Genomic DNA, 21,290 nt, shown 5'->3' with positions numbered 1-21,290 from the left:
TATGCATCCGTAGCTCAGCTGGATAGAGTACTCGGCTACGAACCGAGCGGTCGGAGGTTCGAATCCTCCCGGATGCACCATCTCTTAGCTAATAACTTAGCATATCAATAATATCTTTTAATTTAACTCAGATAAGTTACTGAGAATATATCGATTCAAAATCGAATGAATTTGCATCCGTAGCTCAGCTGGATAGAGTACTCGGCTACGAACCGAGCGGTCGGAGGTTCGAATCCTCCCGGATGCACCATCATTAAGAAACTCCTCATTTGAGGAGTTTTTTTTGCCTAAAATTACCATTCATAAAATTAACTAAATCGCATTTTCCATGCATCTTTGATTTATTCCCTCATAAACCACACATCTAGACAGCGACAATTTATGTGATTTAAGCTAAAGTAATTGCCTTAATAAAATAAATTAACATCACAGGCGGGAGGTCGACTTGATCCCGGACGTATCGAAAGCGCTCTCATGGTTAGAGGCGCACCCAGAAACACTAAATGGTATTCAACGTGGTATAGAGCGTGAAACATTGCGTGTAACCCCAACAGGCGCAATTGCAGAGACCTTGCATCCAGAAGGGCTGGGAAAAGCTTTAACACATAAATGGATCACGACAGATTTTGCGGAGTCCCTACTCGAATTTATTACTCCTGTAGATAAAAGCATTAGCCATAATTTGGCTTTCTTGCGAGATTTACACCGCTATACAGCTCGTCACCTTCAAGATGAAAGAATGTGGCCGTTGAGTATGCCGTGCTTTATTGAAAGTGAAGATAAAATCACTCTTGCGCAATATGGCTCTTCTAATGTGGGGCAGTTTAAAACGCTGTACCGTGAAGGCCTTAAAAATCGTTATGGTGCTTTGATGCAAACGATAGCAGGGGTGCATTATAACTTCTCTTTGCCGATTGAATTTTGGCAAGCATGGGCAGGTATTGAAGATGAAGAAAGCGGTAAAGAAAAAATTTCTGAAGGCTATTTACGTCTGATTAGAAATTACTACCGCTTTGGTTGGGTTATTCCTTATCTATTTGGCGCCTCTCCGGCGATTTGCGGCTCTTTTTTGAAAGATAGGGAGACGTCGCTGTCATTTGATAAAACGGACTGTGGTACGTATTACTTGCCTTATGCGACATCTCTACGTATGAGTGACTTAGGTTATACAAATAAATCACAAAGTGATTTAAATATCACATTCAATAAATTGGATGAATATGTAGAAAACCTGAAAAAAGCTATCCATAAGCCTTCAGCTGAATTTGAAAAACTGGGTGTCAAAAAAGACGGCAAATATATTCAACTAAATACCAATGTGCTACAAATTGAAAATGAGCTCTACGCCCCAATACGCCCGAAACGCGTTCCTAAAGGCAATGAATCACCTTCCGATGCATTATTGCGCGGTGGTATTGAGTACATTGAAGTCCGTTCACTTGATATCAATCCATTTAGTGCAATAGGCGTTAATGAAACTCAAGCTCGTTTTGTTGATCTATTCTTAATATGGTGTGTACTCGCTGATGCGCCTGAAATGAATGCACAAGAATTAGACTGTTGCCGTCAAAACTGGAATCGTGTCATCCTTGAAGGTCGTAAGCCAGGTCAAGTTATTGGTTTCGGTTGTGGTAGCGAAGTTAAGCCGTTAGTTGAAGTTGGACAGCAATTATTTAATGACTTGATCCGCGTGGCTGAAGTGTTAGACACTTGTTGCGATGCAAAATATCAAGAAGTTTGTCACCAATTTGTCGCTATGTTTAAAGACCCAACTCTCACATATTCAGCGCTTGTTATGGATGAAATGTTAGAAAAAGGCATTGGTGGCTACGGGTTAGAACTAGCTGAAAAATATTTTGAACAGTTAGTGAATGAACCGTATGAAGTGATAACTGAAGAGCAATTTGAGCAAGCACGATTGGCTTCAATAGAGAAGCAAGCGAAGATGGAACAAAGTGAGAGCGAAAGCTTTGAGGACTATCTACGCATTCATGCAGGACGCTAAAAGAAATGGCCACTCTAGGTGGCCAAATAAAAAATCTCTTAGAGAATTAGGGATGATAACAAATTGCGCGTCTTTCAATAATTCAGACTCTGCATTTTCAAAATAGTTTCATTTATTTTAGAAAATATTTTTTATTTTTGAGGAGGTCACAAAATGCCATTATTAGATAGCTTTACTGTCGATCATACTCGCATGTCAGCGCCTGCTGTACGTGTGGCAAAGACCATGAAAACACCAAGTGGTGATACCATCACGGTTTTTGATTTGCGTTTTACTGTACCAAATGAAGAAGCCATGACAGAAAAAGGGACGCATACTTTAGAGCACCTCTTTGCAGGCTTTATGCGTGATCACCTCAATGGTAATGGTGTTGAAATTATTGATATTTCACCAATGGGGTGCCGTACTGGTTTTTATATGAGCCTTATTGGTCAGCCCGATGAACTGCGTGTTGCTAATGCATGGAAGGCAGCAATGGAAGATGTTTTGCAGGTGAAAGACCAAAACAAAATTCCTGAATTGAATGTCTATCAGTGCGGCACATATAAAATGCACTCACTGGAAGAAGCTCAGCAAATTGCACGTAATGTTCTTGCATCTGAAATTGGTATCAATAAGAACGATGAGTTAGCATTGCCTGCTGAGAAACTTGAACAGCTACACGTTTAGTTTTTATCAAATATTCTTTATGCAAAGAGCCAATTAAGGCTCTTTTTATTTTTATAGAAGAATTTAATGGCAAGTTTATGAAGAAATCAAAGGTTGGGAACTTGAGAACTAAAAGTAAGAGGTGTGATCCTGACCTGCTTAACGATGTTTTCATTCATCGCTAGTACTTCGATAAGGTAATGCCCTACCACGATTTGCTCTTCAAGTTGTGGAATATCACCGATGACTTCCAAAACCATGCCATTAACCGTCCTAGGACCATCTACAGGGAGATTCCAATCAAAAGCCTTATTCAGTTCACGAATATTAGCAGAACCGTCCACAAGAACGCTCCCATCGCTCTGTGGCAAAACTTCTTCAGCTAAGGATGGCGACATAGAGGTGGTGAAATCACCAACTATCTCTTCTAAGATATCTTCTACAGTGATAAGGCCTTGAATCTCACCATATTCATCAACAATAATCCCGAGTTTTTCTTTATTGTGCTGGAAGTTAACTAACTGAACATTTAACGGTGTACTGTTAGGAATAAAATAAATGTTATCTGCAGCTTTAATGAGGTTTTGCTTATTAAATTCACGTTTTTCCATCATGAGACGGTACGCTTCGCGGACGCGTAAAATGCCAATAGAGTCATCAAGTGAATCGCGATAAAGCACAATACGGCCATGAGGGGAGTGCGTAAGCTGCCGAATAATTGATTTCCAGTCATCATTGACATCAATACCAACAATCTCATTCCTGGGGAGCATAATATCGCCAACTGTGACTTTGTCTAAGTCTAAAATTGAAATCAGCATGTCTTGATTTCGGCGGCTAATTTTATGCTTTGATTCGTTAACAATGGTGCGTAGCTCTTCCTTATTAACCGCATCAGTTCGTGCGGTTAGTGACTTCACCCCGATGCAACGTAACAGTAGTGCTGAAATAGTATTAAATGCCCAAACAATAGGCATCATAACGACTTGCAATGGTTTTAAGAGATAGCTACTTGGAAATGCAATTTTTTCAGGGTACAGCGCTGCCAGTGTCTTTGGCATAACTTCGGCAAAAATGAGGATCACAAAAGTCAGGATCCCGGTTGCCATCGCTACACCCGCGTTACCATATAGTCGCATACCGATAATAGTGGCTAATGCGGAAGCAACTATGTTGATTAAGTTGTTACCGATAAGGACTAGGCTTAACAGCTTGTCAGGATGTTTAAGCAGTTTCTCAACACGTATCGCTGAGCGATTACCTTGTTTTGCTAAATGTTTTAACCGATAACGGTTTAGCGTCATCATCCCAGTTTCTGATGCAGAAAAATAGGCTGACATAAAAATTAAAACAATCAATATGATGATTAGCGTACTCGTGGACACATCATCCAAAACAAGTTTCCTTATGTGGTGAAAGTAGTGACTTTATTTGCGTCAAAATACCATAAACTCCTGTATTAGACGGTTACCAAAAAAAGCCATAGTTAAGATGATTGAGCCGCCAACATGGAAAAATAGGACGCGCTTACCTCTCCATCCTCCATGGAAATGCCCCCAAAGTAGAGTGATATAAACAAACCAAGCGATAACGGATAACACTGATTTATGAATATTTTCTTTATCAAAAATATTATCCATATAAATAAAGCCAGTGCATAAGGTCAGAGTTAGTAAAATGACACCAACTTGAGTGATATGGAACATTTTACGTTCAATCACCATCATCGGTGGCATATCGGGACTAAATTTTAAGGTTTTGTTTTTTAGTTGATGGTCAATTAAAGCCACTTGTAATGCATATAAAGCCGCAATAAGGAGTGTTGCATAACTCAACAAAGCGAGGCCAATGTGAACAAACAGGGGGACGCGAGCTTCGAGATGCGTAATAAACTCACCAGGCATTAGCGTTGACAGCATCAAGTTAATGATGGCAAAACTATAGACTATGGGCGTTAAGTACCAAGCCTTTCCCCAGTAAGCGACAACAGTCATAATCACACACATGAGTAAGCTCACTGTTGAGCCTAAATTCAACAGAGTGAGGTTTTGTCCTTCGGCTTCACTGAAAATCAAGAATTTCAATGTAATAGCGTGAGTTACTAACGCAACAACGGCAAGAAAAAGCGCGAGATGGCGGTAAAACGGCTGTTTACGCACTTGGCCGGGGACGATCAGTAACAGACTGACCATGTATGTACAAACTGCTATGACTGCAAATACGGGCATAGTATAGTGTCGTTAATCATTTTTAGTGGAAAGTTATTTCATAGTATAACTTGTACGAGTGCAGGCTCCAACTATTGGACGGGCCAATCGCAATATATTCATTGCGGATAGCACTTCATGTGCCTACGGGGTTGGTTCGTATTATTAAATTCAAGCCATAATAACCTGTATCATCCGTTTCAAACAGGGGGCAGCGAAAAAACTGCGGGCATGTTACAATGGGGCATTATTTTGCCGCAATTATTTTTAGTGTTGGTTTTCCTTCATCATTGTGAAGGCATTGATGCTTATAATTCAAGTTGTTAGATAACACGCACTTGAAATTATCTGTATTAGCAACCAGATCAGGCTGACATCGGCCCATCAACAGAATTGAGCTAAGACATATGTTTGATAATTTAACTGACAGACTATCGCGCACGTTGCGCAATATCAGTGGGCGTGGGCGTCTAACTGATGAAAATATTAAAGAAACACTACGCGAAGTTCGCATGGCCTTGCTGGAAGCTGACGTTGCTTTGCCAGTAGTCCGTGAATTCATTCAAAAAGTTAAAGAAAATGCGGTTGGGCAAGATGTCAATAAAAGTCTAACACCAGGCCAAGAGTTCATCAAAATAGTTCAAAATGAACTGACTCGGGCGATGGGGGATGAAAACCACCAACTTAATTTATCCGCACAACCTCCTGCGGTCGTTTTAATGGCGGGTTTGCAAGGTGCGGGTAAAACAACCAGCGTTGCAAAATTAGGTAAGCTTTTAAAAGAAAAACAAAAGAAAAAAGTATTAGTTGTCTCTGCTGACGTTTATCGCCCCGCGGCGATTAAACAATTAGAGACGTTAGCTGAAAGTGTTGGAATTGACTTTTTCCCTTCGGAAGTACAAGAAAAACCCGCTGCTATTGTTCAAAAAGCATTAAAACACGCACAATTGCAATTCTACGATGTGCTGTTAGTAGATACCGCGGGTCGCTTGCACGTCGACGAAGCGATGATGGAAGAAATCCAAGAAGTTCACCGCATTATTAAGCCAGTTGAAACCTTATTCGTCGTCGATGCGATGACAGGACAGGATGCGGCAAACACAGCGAAAGCGTTTAATGAAGCCTTGCCACTGACTGGGGTTGTGTTGACCAAGGTCGATGGTGATGCGCGAGGCGGTGCGGCGCTTTCTATTCGCGCAATTACAGGCAAACCCATTAAATTTCTAGGGGTTGGTGAAAAAACTGACGCCTTAGAACCATTCCATCCAGAGCGCGTCGCGTCGCGTATTCTCGGTATGGGTGATGTAATTTCTCTGATTGAAGAGATTGAGCATAAAGTTGACCGCGATGAAGCTGAAAAGCTGGCTAAAAAACTTAAAACAGGGGATGGCTTTGATTTAAATGACTTTTTAAGTCAATTAAAGCAAATGCGTAATATGGGCGGTATGGCGAGCATGATGAGCAAAATGCCCGGGATGTCTCAGTTACCGGATGCCGTTAAGTCCCAAATGGATGATAAAATCACCGTTCGTATGGAAGCGATGATTAATTCCATGACACGTAAAGAACGTGAAAAACCTGAAATTATTAAAGGTTCGCGAAAACGTCGTATTGCGGCAGGTTCGGGAACTACCGTGCAAGAAGTTAACCGCCTCTTAAAACAATTTGATGACATGCAACGCATGATGAAGAAAATGAAAAAAGGTGGTCTAGCCAAGATGATGCGCGGTATGAAGGGTATGATGCCTCCGGGTTTTCCGGGGCGTTAAGCAATAAAGCCTCAAAGAAAACGCACTTTTGATTGATTTTTGCGTCAAAGTGAGTAAACTTTTCGGGCTTTTTATATGACAGCCGGACTCTATCCCTCGATGGAGTCTGGTTGTTTTGTTAACTAATGAGGATGTTATGGTAACAATTCGTTTATCTCGTGGCGGCGCTAAAAAACGTCCGTTCTACCAAATCGTTGTAACCGATAGCCGCAATGCGCGTGACGGTCGTTTCATTGAGCGTATCGGTTTCTTCAACCCGATCGCTGCTGGTCAAGCAGAAGAACTGCGTTTAGACCTGGACCGTATTGAGCATTGGGTTGGCTTAGGCGCAACTATTTCTGACCGTGTTGCACAACTGGTCAAACAAGCTAAGAAAGCAGCTTAATCTGTCGCGGTGGTAACAATGAGCAAGCAAACTAAACTACAGCCACCTGAAAACCCAATCGTATTGGGGAAATTAGGTGCAGCGTACGGTATTCGTGGTTGGCTCAAAGTTTTTTCGTCCACCGAACATGCTGAAAGTATTTTTGAGTATCAGCCTTGGTTTATCCAACGCTCAGGTCAATGGCAACACATTGAAATTGAAGATTGGAAACATCATAACAAGGATATCATCGTCAAGCTGAACGGGGTCGATGACCGCGATGCAGCTGCGCTTTTGACTAACTTTGAGATTGCGGTTGATTCAACCCAACTTCCTGAGTTAGAAAACGAATACTACTGGAAAGACCTGATGGGTTGCCATGTAGTGACGTTACAAGGCTATGACCTTGGTACCATCACTGACATGATGGAGACCGGTTCAAATGATGTACTGGTCATTAAGGCGAATTTAAAAGATGCATTTGGCATCAAGGAGCGGTTAGTTCCGTTTCTTGATGGGCAGGTTATCAAGAAAGTCGATCTCGATACCAAACTTATTGAAGTGGATTGGGATCCTGGTTTTTAAATCTCCGGTTGAACGGTTTTGATAAGTGGGACGAAATGATGTGGATTGGTGTAATTAGCCTGTTTCCCGAAATGTTCCGCGCAATAACCGAGTACGGGGTAACTGGTCGGGCAGTGAAAAATGGCCTGCTAACATTTGAGTGCTGGAATCCGCGTGACTTTACTCACGATAGGCACAAAACTGTTGATGATCGCCCCTATGGTGGTGGTCCAGGCATGCTGATGATGGTGCAACCGCTTAAGGATGCAATCAACGCAGCAAGAACTGAGGCTGGTGTTGGTGCAAAGGTTATTTATCTTTCACCGCAAGGGCGCAAACTCAGTCAAGACGGTGTTTGCGAGCTGGCAACCAATGAGAAATTGATTCTTGTTTGTGGCCGCTATGAAGGCATTGATGAGCGTATCATTCAAACCGAAGTTGACGAAGAATGGTCAATCGGTGATTACGTTCTCAGTGGTGGGGAGCTCCCCGCGATGGTGTTGATTGACTCAGTTTCACGGTTTATACCGGGGGTACTTGGTCATCAAGCCTCTGCCCAAGAAGACTCTTTTGCAGATGGTTTGTTAGATTGTCCACACTATACCCGCCCTGAAGTGTTAGACGGCATGCAGGTTCCGGAAGTTTTACTTTCAGGAAACCACGCTAAAATAGATAGCTGGCGCATGAAACAATCACTTGGCCGTACCTGGCTTAGAAGACCTGAGCTTCTGGAAAGCCTAGCTCTGACTGACGAGCAGAGGATGTTGCTGACTGAATTCCAAGTTGAATATCAGTCCAAGCAACAAATGAATCCAGACAATTAATTGTCTAAACATATCAGTTTACCTAGGGTAAGAGAGTTATTATGAGCAACATTATTAAACAACTTGAACAAGAGCAAATGAAGCAGGACGTACCTTCATTCCGTCAGGGTGACACCGTGGAAGTTAAGGTATGGGTCGTAGAAGGCTCTAAAAAACGTCTGCAGGCATTCGAGGGCGTGGTTATCGCTATTCGTAACCGCGGTCTGCACTCTGCATTCACTGTTCGTAAAATTTCTAACGGCGAAGGTGTTGAGCGTGTATTCCAAACTCACTCACCAGTCGTAGATAGCATTGCAGTTAAACGTCGTGGTGCTGTTCGCAGATCTAAACTGTACTACCTGCGTGAGCGTTCTGGTAAGGCAGCTCGTATCAAAGAGCGTCTGAACGCCAAGTAATACGCTTTCGCTACATCCGAAAGTTATGTTATGAGAGAGGCCCGCATTTGCGGGCCTTTTTATATTCACCACTATATTCGTCATACTTCAAGCTGTGGCGTTGTTGTCTTCTCTAGGTTACTCGGATCACATACTTATGTATGCTCCCCGAGATAACCTCGTTTGACGCCTAGCCACAACTCGAATTATTTAGAATATAGCTGAGAAAGTTTATTTCAAGTCCTAGCTGTGTTGGCTGCGCTCAGCCACACAGGTCACATACCTATATTCGTCATATTTCAAGTTGTAGCTGTGTTGGCAGCACTCATTCGCACTAGTCACATACTTGTGTATGCTCCTAGCGTCTCATTCCTTTGCCGCCTTGCTACAACTCGAACTATTTAGAATATAGCTGAGAGATTAACATCTTAATCTGTAAATAAATATTTACTAAAAATTGGTGTTGAACTCTAATTTAAATATTATAAATGTTAATTTTATGTAAATTCATACATTTATCAATTCACTACTGTTGTGTAAATAATGTTTTACATGTGTGGAAATATTTTACATAAATGGATTGAATTGTTTACGATGCATGGTATGTTATTAGTCATACAACCAAACACAATACGTAAATAACAAACTAAGCAAATATAAGCTAATTAAGTAGGTAAAAAATGATCATGCAAAAAGATGTACTCAACAATGTGAATATTCAAGACGAGCAGGTATTAATCACTCCTGAGAGTCTGAAAGAGAAATATCCGCTGAGTCGCAGCAACCTGCATGCCATTGCGACATCGCGCCAAGTGATTGCTGACATTATTCATCAACGCGACCCTCGCTTACTCGTGGTATGTGGTCCTTGCTCAATCCATGATGTGGATGCTGCTATTGAATATGGTGAGCGTCTGAAAGTATTAGCCGAAGAATTAAGTGATAGCTTATATATTGTGATGCGTGTGTATTTTGAAAAACCTCGTACAACCGTGGGTTGGAAAGGTTTGATTAGTGATCCATTTATGGATGGCTCTTTTGAAATGGAAAAAGGCCTGCATATTGCTCGTGACTTGCTGACTAATTTAGTGAATATGGGGTTACCATTAGCGACAGAAGCACTGGATCCTAACAATCCTCAATACTTAGGGGATCTATTTAGTTGGTCTGCCATTGGTGCAAGAACCACTGAGTCACAAACACACCGCGAAATGGCATCGGGTTTATCTATGCCTGTTGGTTTTAAAAATGGAACGGATGGAAGTTTATCTACCGCAATTAATGCATTAAAAGCAGCTGCCATGCCACACCGTTTTATGGGGATTAACCAATCTGGCCAAGTTTGTTTATTACATACTAAAGGCAATAGTAACGGCCATGTTATTTTACGTGGCGGTAAAATGCCAAACTACAGCGCAGAGGACATTGCGGCTTGTGAAGCTGAAATGAAAAAAGCGGGTTTAGAGCCATCACTTATGGTGGATTGTAGCCATGGAAACTCAAATAAAGATTACCGCCGTCAGCCATTAGTTGTTGATTCTATTATTGAACAAATTATTAATGGTAATGAATCAATTACAGGTATTATGCTAGAAAGCCATATTAATGAAGGGAATCAAACATCAGAACAAGCCCGTGACTCAATGAAATACGGTGTTTCAGTAACTGATGCCTGCATTAACTGGCAAACGACGGAAACGGTATTGCGTAAATTGCATCAGGCATTACTACCTGTGCTTGAACAACGTGCGCAAAAATTGAGTAAAGTGAGCTGATCAAGGTATTGGTATGTCTGTTGAGTTATCCCATTTACGGGAACAAATTGATGAAGTTGATAAATCGTTACTCGATTTATTAGCAAAAAGGCTGCAATTGGTTGCTGAAGTCGGTGAAGTGAAAAGCTTACATGGCTTACCGATTTATGTGCCTGAGCGCGAAACCAGTATGTTGGCCGCACGTCGCGCTGAAGCTGAGCGTATGGGGATCCCACCTGATCTGATTGAGGATATTCTAAGGCGGATCATGCGTGAATCTTACGCACGTGAAAATGATAAAGGGTTCAAAACATTGAACCCATCAGCTGGACCCATTGTGATTGTGGGCGGTGATGGGAAAATGGGGCGGTTGTTCCACCGCCTTCTGACTTTATCAGGTTACCAAGTCAAAATATTGAATGAAGGTGATTGGCCGCAAGCAGAGTCTATAGTTGCTGGTGCGAGCGTTGTGATCATCAGTGTACCTATTCACTTAACAGTACAAGTGATCAACCAACTGCCTAAATTGGATAAAAGCACGATCTTGATGGATATCGCGTCAATTAAGCAACAGCCCATAGAAGCGATGTTAGCTGCGCATGATGGGCCCGTACTTGGCCTTCATCCGATGTTTGGCCCTGATATTGGTAGCGTTGCAAAGCAAGTATTTGCTTATTGTAATGGCCGTAGCTCGGAGTCTTATCAGTGGTTCCTTGAACAGCTATTAGTTTGGGGAGCTCGCTTGAAAGAGATTTCAGCATCAGAGCACGATAGAAACATGAGCTTTATTCAGGCATTACGGCACTTTACAACATTTACTTATGGACGAAATCTTGCTGAGGAAAATATCGATTTACAGCAACTGCTTGATTTATCATCGCCTATTTATCGTTTAGAGCTCGCGATGGTTGGGCGGCTGTTTGCACAAGACCCTCAACTGTATGCAGATATTATTATGTCTTCTGATGAAAACGTTGAATTGATACGGAGGTATCACCAATTGTTAGGGGACTCAATAATGCTACTTGAGAAAAAAGATAAAGAGGAATTTATCCACCAATTTAATCAAGTTAGCCAGTGGTTCGGCGAAGATGCCCATCATTTTATGAAAGAAAGCCAATCATTACTGCAACGAGCAAACGATAATCGAAAATAATCATCCTCACCCTCTATCGTGTTTTATTGCGGTAGGGGGCTTTATCTGTGGTGTTAATGTATCGCTGTCTTCCATATTCTTCCATTTTAGTTAATCTCACTTGAAATCTTTATTTAAAATAAGTAATTGTACTTATAATTATAATTTCTATCGAATAATATGCTAATTAGCCTAAAATTGAATTTATTCACTATTTAATTCCAAATTAATCAATTTTTAAAATTAATATTTATAAATCGATCGATTTATATGATAAAGATCTTATCTGTTTTACCGATAACACTACTCATTAAATGATGACTAGCGTGGTAAATATATGTTTTTTAAAAATCTCAAAATCAGTATGAAGTTAACGATAGCATTTGGTGGTTTTGTTGCGCTTATTATCTTAAGTTCAATATTTTCTTTAGCGAATATGAACCGGGCTAATGAAGGAATGAAGCAGGTACTTTATGAAAGCTATCCTATTGCTTCGACAGCCGGGCAGATGATGGATAACTTTTATTCCTTTATTGGGATCCAAGAGCTGATTTTACTTGATGACAGAGGTAGTGATAAGCGCCGTGAAGAGCTTGCTAAAATTACACTGAAAATAACAGAGTTGTTAGAAAAACTAGAAAGCAGTGTCACTGATGATCGTTCTAAAGAAATTTTGGCAGATTTACGCGTGATCCGCCAACAGTTCCATGCATCGCTGGCACGTATGAATGTATTCTTACAACAAAATAATCGGCAAGCGGCGATTGATGAGATGATGACGAAAACTTCGAGTATTCAGCGGGATTATCGAGATCACATTCAAACATTGATGGCAATTCAAGACTTGCAGATGCAAGAGATCGGCCGGAAAGTCAATGCAGACTATGAAAGTAATAAATTATTACTGGCTGTGCTCTCAATCTTGAGTATCGCTGCGGGCTGCGTAATGGGTTGGTATATTACGACTATTATTACTAGACCATTGGAAAATGCGGTTAATTTCGCTCAGTCAATTGCAAATGGGGATTTGACTAAAGATATCCAGGTCACCTCAAAAGATGAAACGGGTGTGTTGCTAAATGCACTTAATGATATGAAAGAACACTTGCTGGAAATCGTCCAAGAAGTTCAGCAAGGTTCTGAAAGTATTTCGGCGGCAGCAGGGCAAATTGTTGCAGGGAACCAAAACCTTGCCGCACGTACCGAAGAACAAGCCGCATCAGTTGAAGAAACGGCTAGTTCAATGGAGCAAATAACTTCAACTGTTCAAAACACGACTGAGCACACCCATGAAGCAAGTATGCTTGCAGACCAAGCAGCGATTATTGTGCAAAATAATGGCGATATGATGAGCCAAGTTACGAACAAAATGCGAGCAATCAACGGTTCGTCATCACAGATGACAGAAATTATTAACCTAATAGACTCGATTGCATTCCAAACTAATATCTTAGCATTGAATGCATCCGTTGAAGCGGCAAGAGCTGGTGAACATGGGCGAGGCTTTGCCGTTGTTGCTGGGGAAGTGAGATTATTAGCACAAAAAAGTGCAGCTTCAGCGAGTGATATTCGCGGGTTGATTGAAAACTCATCGTCACAAACGCAAGAAGGCATGGAACTTGTTGAAAAAGCAACTCAGCAAATACATGGCATGGTGGATAGTGTAAAAGAGATGAATGCGCTACTACGTGAAATTGGGCAAGCTAGCCGTGAGCAAAGCGATGGAATCTCTCAAATTAATAGTGCGGTAGGGCAACTTGATTTAACCACACAACAAAATGCGAGTTTAGTTGAAGAATCTGTTGTTGCTGCGGACTCCTTAAATGAACAAGCATATCATTTGAAGGAGTTAGTGAATTATTTCAGAGTTAAATCGTCGAGTCATCAGCCTAAAGCAGCAATATAGTTTCCGCTAAATAGGCTGCACTGATAAAAGTGCAGCCAGATTATATTTTATTAAGGTGTAATTTTTTCAGGTTCAACAGGCACCACATTTTCAGATGGGTAGCAGCCTAATATTTTAATTGATCTAGTAATTGTTGAAAGTTCTCTCAAAGCTTGCTGCATATTATCTGAACGTAAGTTTGCATGAACATCTACATAAAACATTTCTTCCCAAGGCTTACCATTAATTGGCCTAGATTCTAATTTACTCATAATTATCTTATTATTTTTCAAAATAACTAATGCATCCACTAAGGCACCAGCTTGTTGACCAGTGGTAAGAAGTAGTGTTGTTTTAGCGGGGACTTGTTCCGTGACTTCAATTGGTTGCGGTGCAACAACAATAAACCGAGTCATATTAATTTGCTGATTAGCGAGGTTATGTTCTATTACGCTTAAATTGTATAACGCGCCGCCGGCTTCACTTCCAAGTGCCGCGACACTCGGTGAGTTTTGGTCTGCGACCATTTGCATTGCAGTTGATGTACTATCACAATATTTTATTTCCCAGTGAGGGAATTGCGCTAAGTATTGGCTACATTGCTGAAAAGGCTGAGGGTGGCTATACACGGTTTTAATCTGGCTGAGATCAGTATTTCCTGTTGTTAAGAGACAATGGTTTATTGGGAGTCGAATCTCTCCAACGATTGATAATGATGTATTTTGCAGTAAATCGTAAACATCATTAATTGCACCCGAACTGGTGTTTTCTATTGGCAAAATGCCATATTCTGCTTGCCCACTTTCAACTAATGAAAAAATATCTTGGAATTTATGGCAACTGCATTCAACCAGTTGGTCAAAATGACGGGCTGAATATTGGCGTGCAGCAATATGTGAATAAGAACCTTTCGGCCCTAAGAATGCGAAACGGGCAGTATCACTCGGGGTTAAATTTAAATGTTTTTGTAAAATCGCCTGTTGTGTAAGAACGGAGTCCTCAATAATCATTTGGAATAGGCGGGTGATATAAAAGCCATCAAGCCCTAGCGGTTTGCCTTTGTTGATTAAAACATCAAGAAGCTGACGCTCACGGTCTTTATCACGAATAGGGCGGCTATCATCAATTTTTGTTTCAGCGACTTCAACAGCATAACCACGGCGCTTTGCTAAAAGATTTAGTAATTCACTATCCAGTTGACTTATTTTTTCTCTTACTTTCAATAAATTAGTGCTGTTTTCCATGCTGCCTACCCTGTTAATATTATGATATAAAAAAAGCCCCCTAGAGGGGGCTTTCTAATTTTGTCTTCTTTTCTTTCTCGAACGACAAAAGCCCCTAATTAGGAGTTGCTAAAAAAGAAGAAAAAGAAAACAAAATTAAGATTCATATGAATACCTTTAGTCGATTCAATTTAAATAAACCCGATACTCACTAAGAAGTCAATAGGTAAGGATCAGAAACATAAAAAACGCGCCCATAGCGAGCGCGTTTACAAGGTTCAAGATTAGTTGATAGATAATATAAAATTATAACGTAACAGTATTATTCGCTTCTTTTACACTATTATATGCTCTTCTTGATTCTCCTTTATGTTGCACTTTATTAAGTTGTCTTTCGAGTTTGTTAATTAGTTCATTAATTGCAACGTACATATCTTCATGCTTGGCACTTGCGACCAATTTTCCTGTCGCTGTTTTTATGTTGGCATCAACCATAAAACCTTGTGGCTCTTTTGATAAAACAACATGCGTATTTATCAAGGATGCTTGCCACTTATCGAGTTTTGTTAGACGGCTCTCAATGTGCTCACGAATCGCTGGGGTAATGTCCATTTGTTTGCTAGTAATGTTCACTATCATATAGTTACCTCTCATTGTTTCCGTCTTTGTTGAATTTAGAATACCCGTTCTTACTAAGAAAAAATTGATATAGATCACATCTCATTCAGAGGAAGAATAGTGGTCATCTGAAGTGTGATTTCACATAAAAAAGGGGGGAAAAAGCATTGCCAAAATGAATGGATTAAGGGACACTGATTAAGTTGGCTAGGGGAACGGTAAATAGCCGGAACTTTTTTTGGGTTAAAATTAGCACCCTAAATGAGCAAGCAACTAAATCGGCCGCTAGCAAAGAAAAACAGCAGCCAAGGCTGCTGTTCAGACTGCTGACAAACATATTATGTTTGGTAGCAAGGCTAATAGGTTTTTAAAATAAATTAGGAAAATCGATTTATTGATTTTCGGCTGATAACACAAAGCGGAAAAAAACACGCTTTTATCCCGCTTTGTCAACAACCTAAACAGCAGCCTTGGCTGCTGTTTTAGACCTCATGATGATATTATTGTGGGTTCGCAGCAATAATACTCGCAACTTTATTCGCTTCTTGGTTTAGCCCCATCTCATTATAAGCAATTTCCATATATGCTAAGGCATTACGTGTTGCTTCTGTGTCTGGGTAGTCTTTTAGCATTTGTTGAACACGATTAACAACCGCGACATAAGCACCGCGTTTGTTGTAGTATTCGACAACAGAAAGGTCGAATTTTGCTAAACGGTCTTTTAAGTAAACTAATCGCTTACTCGCATCATTGGAATATAAGCTGTTAGGATAGTAGCGAACTAGCTGACTGAAATCTTTGAATGCAACTCGTGCATGCTGTGGATCTCTGTCTGAGCGGTCAATACCAAAGAGGCCTTGCAATAAGCTATCATCCAGGGCCATCGCGGTTAAGCCTCGCATATAGAGGACATAATCAATATTTGGATGAGTTGGGTTCAAACGCATGAAACGGTCAATCGCGGCTATCGCCATTGGCAACTCTGCTGATTTATAATATGCATAAATCAGGTCTAATTGAACCTGCTGAGCATATGGACCAAATGGATAACGGTTATCAAGAGCTTCAAATTGTTTAATCGCTGCTTTAAAATTGCCGTCCTGTAGTTTTTGCTGACCCGTTGCATATATTTCAGCAGGGGAGCTATCAGGGCTGACTTCAGGAGTGCTGGAACAGCCGACTAAAATCAGGCTCAACGTGGCTGCAGCCACCAGATTTTTCATACGTATCATCACGTGTAGGTTATCCTCTGAGTGTTTCGAGGGAGTCTATCCATAAGGCTCCCGGCAAAATTCGAGTTACAATAGCATATATTTTAAATGAAACGGCACTGCCGTCAAAACACAAACACCAAAAAGTAGATTAATTTATGGCTCAACAAGTACAACTTAGTGCAACTATCGCTGAATCACAGCTTGGTCAACGTTTAGATCAGGCTTTGGCCGAATTGTTCCCTGATTATTCACGTTCTCGCATAAAAGAATGGATTTTAGCTGATAGAGTGCAGGTTAATGGCAAAGTTATCAATAAGCCAAAAGAAAAAGTTTTCGGCAGTGAACAAATTTTAATCGATGCCCTCATTGAAGAAGATAATCGCTGGGAACCACAAGATATCCCACTTAATGTGATTTATGAAGATGAAGATATCCTAATTATTAATAAACCGCGTGATTTAGTTGTCCACCCCGGGGCAGGAAACCCAGATGGCACCATTCTGAATGCGTTATTATATCGTTATCCTGAAATTGCAGATGTGCCAAGGGCGGGTATTGTTCATCGTTTAGATAAAGACACAACAGGCTTAATGGTTGTCGCAAAAACCGTTCCAGCTCAAACACACCTTGTCGAAGCATTGCAACGTAGAGAAATTACGCGTGAATATGAAGCAGTTGCGGTCGGTCGTATGACTGCGGGCGGTATGGTAGAAGAACCTATCTCTCGCCATCCAACTAAACGAACTCATATGGCTGTACACCCAATGGGCAAACCAGCCATAACGCATTATCGTGTAATGGAACACTTTAGAGCTCATACTCGTTTACGTTTACGTCTGGAAACGGGTAGAACACACCAAATTCGAGTTCATATGGCCCATATCAATCATCCATTAATAGGTGATCCTTTATACGGTGGGCGGCCGCGTCCATTAAAAGGGGCGACAGAGGAGTTTTTAGAGGTCATGCGTAATTTTGATAGGCAAGCACTGCACGCCACCATGTTGCGTTTATATCACCCAATCTCAGGTATTCAAATGGAGTGGCATGCACCGTTACCTGATGATATGGTTAAGCTTATTGAAGCTCTAAAAGCAGATACTGAACTGCATAAAGACGATATGGACTGGTAATGAATACATTGATTTTCCCTGATTGGCCACAACCTAAAAATATAGCTAGCTGTAGTACAACTCGAGTGGGTGGTGTGAGCCTGCCACCTTTTGATAGCTTGAATTTAGGTGATCATGTTGGGGATATACCCAATGCCGTCAGTGAAAATCGTCAACGCCTTGAGGCGCTTGCTCAGCTACCACAACAACCAGTTTGGCTTGAGCAAGTTCATGGAACGGATGTGCTTCAGCTTGTTGGTGATAAAATTCATAATAGGCAAGCGGACGCCGTGTACAGTAATCAGGTTGGCCAAGTTTGTGCCATTATGACTGCGGATTGCTTGCCTGTGTTATTGACTAATCAAGCAGGAACGGAAGTGGCAGCAGCCCACGCAGGGTGGCGCGGGCTATGTCATGGGGTTCTTGAAAATACAATCAATCAATTTATTAGCCCTGCAAATGAAATTATCGCTTGGCTTGGCCCCGCTATTGGTGCTGAGAAATTTGAAGTCGGTAAGGAAGTCAAAGAGGCTTTTGTTAATCAATCGTCTGATTTAGCCTCTGCTTTTATTCCTTATAACGATAAATATCTAGCTGATATTTATTTGTTAGCGCGTAAAAGACTACAAGCTGCTGGCGTAACGAAGGTCTATGGTGGTGATTTTTGTACAGTAACAGATGAAAACAGATTTTTTTCCTATCGAAGGGAAGGAAAAACCGGCAGGATGGCTTCATTGATATGGATAAATACCTAGTATTGGGGTTTTGTTCTAAATTAACGGATATATCAAAAATAATTCCTTGCAAAACTTGAATATTTAAAAACTGACCTCATCTAGTATCCAGTAGCAAATTTAATCTCATTTATTGGAGGTGTTATGCGTCTGGACCGTTTAACTAATAAATTCCAGCAAGCTCTCGCTGACGCCCAATCACTAGCCCTTGGGCGCGAAAACCAGTTTATTGAACCTATTCATCTATTAAGTGCCCTGTTTAATCAAGAGGGTGGCACAGTTCGTCCATTGCTGACGACGTTAGGCGTGAATGCCGTACAATTCCAGCAAAAAGTCGAAGATGCATTAGGGCGTTTACCTCAAGTGCAAGGTGTTGCGGGAGATGTTCAACCATCAAGTGACTTAATGCGTCATTTGAATTTATGTGATCAGTTGGCACAAAAGCACGGAGATGAATTTATCTCCTCAGAATTATTTCTTGTCGCCGCTTTAGAAGCCAATACGACATTAGCAGACATGCTCAAAGCAGCAGGTGTTAATAAAGATAATTTAAAAAAGGCAATAGAACAGATGCGTGGTGGAGAAAAAGTGAATGACCAAAGCGCTGAAGACCAGCGCCAAGCCTTGAAAAAATATACAGTTGATTTAACCGAACGTGCAGAGCAAGGCAAATTAGACCCAGTAATTGGTCGAGATGAAGAAATACGTCGGACCATTCAAGTACTGCAACGTCGTACTAAAAATAACCCTGTGCTGATTGGTGAACCAGGTGTAGGTAAAACAGCAATTGTTGAAGGGTTAGCGCAACGTATCGTAAATGGTGAAATTCCAGAAGGGTTAAAAAACAAACGTGTATTATCCCTTGATATGGGGGCGCTGATTGCGGGTGCGAAATATCGTGGTGAGTTTGAAGAGCGTCTGAAAGCCGTTCTAAATGATCTTGCCAAACAGGAAGGTAACGTCATTCTGTTTATTGATGAATTACACACCATGGTTGGTGCAGGTAAAGCAGATGGTGCGATGGATGCGGGGAACATGTTAAAACCTGCGTTGGCTCGCGGTGAATTACACTGTGTTGGCGCTACCACATTGGATGAGTATCGCCAATACATTGAGAAAGACCCTGCATTAGAGCGTCGTTTCCAAAAAGTGTATGTGGCAGAGCCATCCGTTGAAGACACAATTGCTATTTTACGTGGTTTAAAAGAACGTTATGAACTGCATCACCACGTGCAAATAACTGACCCGGCGATTGTGGCAGCGGCAACGTTATCGCATCGCTATATTACTGACCGTATGTTACCCGATAAAGCAATTGATTTAATTGATGAAGCGGGTGCAAGTTTACGTATGCAAATGGATTCGAAACCTGAATCCTTAGATAGGCTGGAACGCCGTATTATTCAGCTCAAACTTGAACAGCAAGCGCTGAAAAAAGAATCGGATGATGCAAGTAAAAAACGTCTTGAGATGTTAGAAGAAGAGCTCGCAGAGAAAGAACGTGAGTACTCTGCGTTAGAAGAAGAATGGAAAGCTGAAAAAGCATCATTAACAGGTACTCAGCATATTAAAGCTGAACTTGAAAATACACGTATCGAGATGGAAAAAGCACGCCGTATGGGTGATTTGGCAAAAATGTCCGAATTGCAATACGGTAAAATTCCAGAATTAGAGAAACAGCTTGAAGCGGCAACGAAAGCTGAAGGTAAAAGCATGAAACTGTTACGTAATAAAGTAACAGATGTTGAAATTGCAGAAATCTTAGCGCGTTGGACTGGCATTCCTGTATCTCGAATGCTAGAAAGCGAAAGAGAGAAACTGTTACGTATGGAACAGCAACTCCATCAGCGTGTTATTGGACAAGATGAAGCTGTAGTTGCAGTATCGAATGCAATTCGTCGTAGTCGTGCAGGGTTATCAGATCCGAACCGCCCAATTGGCTCGTTTATGTTCTTAGGGCCAACAGGGGTAGGTAAAACTGAGTTATGTAAAGCGTTAGCAAACTTTATGTTTGATAGCGATGATGCAATGGTTCGTATCGACATGTCTGAATTTATGGAAAAACATGCGGTATCACGTTTAGTGGGCGCACCTCCTGGATATGTTGGTTACGAAGAAGGTGGGTATTTAACTGAAGCAGTTCGACGTCGTCCTTACTCAGTCATTTTATTGGATGAAGTTGAGAAAGCACACCCTGATGTTTTCAACATTTTATTACAAGTGCTTGATGATGGACGTTTAACGGATGGGCAAGGTAGAACGGTAGACTTCCGTAATACAGTAATCATCATGACATCCAACTTGGGTTCTGACTTAATCCAAGAAAGGTTTGGCATGATTGGTTACTCAGAAATGAAAGATATGGTGATGGAAGTGGTGTCCCATAGTTTCAGACCTGAATTTATTAACCGTATAGATGAAGTCGTTGTATTCCATCCATTAGGTAAAGAGCAAATTACGAATATTGCCAATATTCAATTGGCTCGTTTATATAAACGCCTTGAAGAGCATGGTTATGAAGTCAGTGCAACACCAGCGGCACTTGAGAAAATTGGGGAGGCTGGTTTTGACCCAATCTTCGGAGCAAGGCCGTTGAAACGTGCAATTCAGCAGGAAATTGAAAACCCTCTGGCACAAGAAATCTTGTCGGGTAAGTTATTGCCAGGTAAACCTGTCATTTTAGATGTAGAAAATGACGAAATCGTTGCTAAACAGTAATTGATGTTATTGTGAAATCAAAAGGTGGCTAATAATAGCCACCTTTTTTATATCAAATTACGTATAAAACCGTTTTTTTTGTTTGAGAATTGGACGTAAAGTATAAAATATCATCACTTGAAAATTATTTTCAAAAAAACAC

General features: G+C 41.0%; 18 protein-coding genes, 2 tRNA genes and 1 other annotated feature. Of the genes, 15 read left to right on the top strand and 5 right to left on the bottom strand.

Annotation, left to right across the window (positions count from 1 at the left end; genetic code table 11):
- Nucleotides 1-3 precede the first annotated feature (3 nt).
- The 4 genes from PSE72_RS09825 (at nucleotide 4) to luxS (ending at nucleotide 2,674) form a co-directional block, all read left to right on the top strand.
- Nucleotides 4-80: transfer RNA gene (locus tag PSE72_RS09825), tRNA-Arg, on the top strand.
- 93 nt (nucleotides 81-173) lie between these two features.
- Nucleotides 174-250: transfer RNA gene (locus PSE72_RS09820), tRNA-Arg, on the top strand.
- 195 nt (nucleotides 251-445) lie between these two features.
- Nucleotides 446-2,005 (top strand): glutamate--cysteine ligase, encoded by a 1,560-nt coding sequence (gshA, locus tag PSE72_RS09815; RefSeq protein WP_115166714.1) that lies wholly within the window; start codon nucleotides 446-448, stop codon nucleotides 2,003-2,005.
- A gap of 153 nt (nucleotides 2,006-2,158) precedes the next feature.
- Nucleotides 2,159-2,674 carry an S-ribosylhomocysteine lyase gene (gene luxS, locus PSE72_RS09810; RefSeq protein ID WP_004914042.1) on the top strand — a complete coding sequence of 172 codons (516 nt, stop codon included), beginning with the start codon at nucleotides 2,159-2,161 and terminating at the stop codon, nucleotides 2,672-2,674.
- A gap of 86 nt (nucleotides 2,675-2,760) precedes the next feature.
- Here luxS and PSE72_RS09805 read toward each other — a convergent pair whose 3' ends face one another.
- Complete coding sequence (locus PSE72_RS09805; protein WP_115166716.1) at nucleotides 2,761-4,047, bottom strand: CNNM domain-containing protein; 1,287 nt, start codon at nucleotides 4,045-4,047, stop codon at nucleotides 2,761-2,763.
- A gap of 42 nt (nucleotides 4,048-4,089) precedes the next feature.
- Complete coding sequence (locus PSE72_RS09800; RefSeq protein WP_004264820.1) at nucleotides 4,090-4,881, bottom strand: cytochrome C assembly family protein; 792 nt, start codon at nucleotides 4,879-4,881, stop codon at nucleotides 4,090-4,092.
- 386 nt (nucleotides 4,882-5,267) lie between these two features.
- Here PSE72_RS09800 and ffh point away from each other — a divergent pair, with 386 nt between their 5' ends.
- From ffh to PSE72_RS09760, 8 genes are all read left to right on the top strand, one after another.
- On the top strand, nucleotides 5,268-6,629 hold the full coding sequence (gene ffh, locus PSE72_RS09795) for a signal recognition particle protein (RefSeq protein WP_004914034.1): 1,362 nt from the start codon (nucleotides 5,268-5,270) through the stop codon (nucleotides 6,627-6,629).
- A gap of 136 nt (nucleotides 6,630-6,765) precedes the next feature.
- On the top strand, nucleotides 6,766-7,014 hold the full coding sequence (gene rpsP / locus PSE72_RS09790) for a 30S ribosomal protein S16 (protein ID WP_004914031.1): 249 nt from the start codon (nucleotides 6,766-6,768) through the stop codon (nucleotides 7,012-7,014).
- Nucleotides 7,015-7,032: 18 nt separating this feature from the next.
- On the top strand, nucleotides 7,033-7,578 hold the full coding sequence (gene rimM, locus PSE72_RS09785) for a ribosome maturation factor RimM (protein ID WP_004914024.1): 546 nt from the start codon (nucleotides 7,033-7,035) through the stop codon (nucleotides 7,576-7,578).
- A 38-nt stretch (nucleotides 7,579-7,616) separates the two neighbouring features.
- Complete coding sequence (trmD, locus tag PSE72_RS09780; RefSeq protein WP_198641904.1) at nucleotides 7,617-8,381, top strand: tRNA (guanosine(37)-N1)-methyltransferase TrmD; 765 nt, start codon at nucleotides 7,617-7,619, stop codon at nucleotides 8,379-8,381.
- 41 nt (nucleotides 8,382-8,422) lie between these two features.
- On the top strand, nucleotides 8,423-8,776 hold the full coding sequence (gene rplS / locus PSE72_RS09775; protein WP_004264827.1) for a 50S ribosomal protein L19: 354 nt from the start codon (nucleotides 8,423-8,425) through the stop codon (nucleotides 8,774-8,776).
- 659 nt (nucleotides 8,777-9,435) lie between these two features.
- Nucleotides 9,436-10,530, top strand: a complete 1,095-nt coding sequence (locus PSE72_RS09770) for a 3-deoxy-7-phosphoheptulonate synthase (protein ID WP_042851650.1) — start codon at nucleotides 9,436-9,438, stop codon at nucleotides 10,528-10,530.
- Nucleotides 10,531-10,543: 13 nt separating this feature from the next.
- Nucleotides 10,544-11,665 (top strand): bifunctional chorismate mutase/prephenate dehydrogenase, encoded by a 1,122-nt coding sequence (gene tyrA / locus PSE72_RS09765; protein ID WP_115166718.1) that lies wholly within the window; start codon nucleotides 10,544-10,546, stop codon nucleotides 11,663-11,665.
- 316 nt (nucleotides 11,666-11,981) lie between these two features.
- Complete coding sequence (locus tag PSE72_RS09760; RefSeq protein ID WP_004913992.1) at nucleotides 11,982-13,550, top strand: methyl-accepting chemotaxis protein; 1,569 nt, start codon at nucleotides 11,982-11,984, stop codon at nucleotides 13,548-13,550.
- 50 nt (nucleotides 13,551-13,600) lie between these two features.
- Here the strand turns inward: PSE72_RS09760 and pheA are convergent, their stop codons facing one another.
- From pheA to bamD, 3 genes are all read right to left on the bottom strand, one after another.
- Nucleotides 13,601-14,773, bottom strand: coding sequence for a bifunctional chorismate mutase/prephenate dehydratase (pheA, locus tag PSE72_RS09755; protein WP_198641897.1), 1,173 nt, complete (start codon nucleotides 14,771-14,773; stop codon nucleotides 13,601-13,603).
- A gap of 26 nt (nucleotides 14,774-14,799) precedes the next feature.
- Nucleotides 14,800-14,920 (bottom strand) — a sequence feature (Phe leader region).
- Between the two features lie 138 nt (nucleotides 14,921-15,058).
- Complete coding sequence (raiA, locus tag PSE72_RS09750) at nucleotides 15,059-15,391, bottom strand: ribosome-associated translation inhibitor RaiA (protein ID WP_004913987.1); 333 nt, start codon at nucleotides 15,389-15,391, stop codon at nucleotides 15,059-15,061.
- A gap of 479 nt (nucleotides 15,392-15,870) precedes the next feature.
- On the bottom strand, nucleotides 15,871-16,602 hold the full coding sequence (gene bamD, locus PSE72_RS09745) for an outer membrane protein assembly factor BamD (RefSeq protein ID WP_004913985.1): 732 nt from the start codon (nucleotides 16,600-16,602) through the stop codon (nucleotides 15,871-15,873).
- 137 nt (nucleotides 16,603-16,739) lie between these two features.
- Between bamD and rluD the strand changes: the two genes are divergently transcribed.
- The 3 genes from rluD to clpB all read left to right on the top strand — a co-directional run bounded on the left by rluD (nucleotide 16,740) and on the right by clpB (nucleotide 21,148).
- Nucleotides 16,740-17,717 carry a 23S rRNA pseudouridine(1911/1915/1917) synthase RluD gene (gene rluD, locus PSE72_RS09740; RefSeq protein WP_004913983.1) on the top strand — a complete coding sequence of 326 codons (978 nt, stop codon included), beginning with the start codon at nucleotides 16,740-16,742 and terminating at the stop codon, nucleotides 17,715-17,717.
- Nucleotides 17,717-18,451 carry a purine nucleoside phosphorylase YfiH gene (yfiH, locus tag PSE72_RS09735; RefSeq protein ID WP_115166719.1) on the top strand — a complete coding sequence of 245 codons (735 nt, stop codon included), beginning with the start codon at nucleotides 17,717-17,719 and terminating at the stop codon, nucleotides 18,449-18,451. Before rluD ends, yfiH begins: the two co-directional genes overlap by 1 nt.
- 123 nt (nucleotides 18,452-18,574) lie before the next feature.
- Entirely contained in the window at nucleotides 18,575-21,148 is a 2,574-nt protein-coding gene (gene clpB, locus PSE72_RS09730; RefSeq protein WP_004913979.1) for an ATP-dependent chaperone ClpB, read from the top strand.
- Nucleotides 21,149-21,290 lie beyond the last annotated feature (142 nt).

Source organism: Providencia sp. PROV116 (assembly GCF_028482485.1).
GTDB classification, from domain to species: domain Bacteria; phylum Pseudomonadota; class Gammaproteobacteria; order Enterobacterales; family Enterobacteriaceae; genus Providencia; species Providencia rettgeri.
This window is presented reverse-complemented; position numbering and strand designations above follow the sequence as displayed.

Coding starts and splice junctions, on each gene's coding strand:
- luxS (WP_004914042.1), top strand. CDS start 2,159: ATGCCATTATTAGATAGCTTTACTGTCGATCATACTCGCATGTCAGCG.
- PSE72_RS09800 (WP_004264820.1), bottom strand. CDS start 4,881: ATGCCCGTATTTGCAGTCATAGCAGTTTGTACATACATGGTCAGTCTG.
- ffh (WP_004914034.1), top strand. CDS start 5,268: ATGTTTGATAATTTAACTGACAGACTATCGCGCACGTTGCGCAATATC.
- rpsP (WP_004914031.1), top strand. CDS start 6,766: ATGGTAACAATTCGTTTATCTCGTGGCGGCGCTAAAAAACGTCCGTTC.
- rimM (WP_004914024.1), top strand. CDS start 7,033: ATGAGCAAGCAAACTAAACTACAGCCACCTGAAAACCCAATCGTATTG.
- trmD (WP_198641904.1), top strand. CDS start 7,617: ATGTGGATTGGTGTAATTAGCCTGTTTCCCGAAATGTTCCGCGCAATA.
- rplS (WP_004264827.1), top strand. CDS start 8,423: ATGAGCAACATTATTAAACAACTTGAACAAGAGCAAATGAAGCAGGAC.
- PSE72_RS09770 (WP_042851650.1), top strand. CDS start 9,436: ATGATCATGCAAAAAGATGTACTCAACAATGTGAATATTCAAGACGAG.
- tyrA (WP_115166718.1), top strand. CDS start 10,544: ATGTCTGTTGAGTTATCCCATTTACGGGAACAAATTGATGAAGTTGAT.
- PSE72_RS09760 (WP_004913992.1), top strand. CDS start 11,982: ATGTTTTTTAAAAATCTCAAAATCAGTATGAAGTTAACGATAGCATTT.
- pheA (WP_198641897.1), bottom strand. CDS start 14,773: ATGGAAAACAGCACTAATTTATTGAAAGTAAGAGAAAAAATAAGTCAA.
- raiA (WP_004913987.1), bottom strand. CDS start 15,391: ATGATAGTGAACATTACTAGCAAACAAATGGACATTACCCCAGCGATT.
- bamD (WP_004913985.1), bottom strand. CDS start 16,602: ATGATACGTATGAAAAATCTGGTGGCTGCAGCCACGTTGAGCCTGATT.
- rluD (WP_004913983.1), top strand. CDS start 16,740: ATGGCTCAACAAGTACAACTTAGTGCAACTATCGCTGAATCACAGCTT.
- yfiH (WP_115166719.1), top strand. CDS start 17,717: ATGAATACATTGATTTTCCCTGATTGGCCACAACCTAAAAATATAGCT.
- clpB (WP_004913979.1), top strand. CDS start 18,575: ATGCGTCTGGACCGTTTAACTAATAAATTCCAGCAAGCTCTCGCTGAC.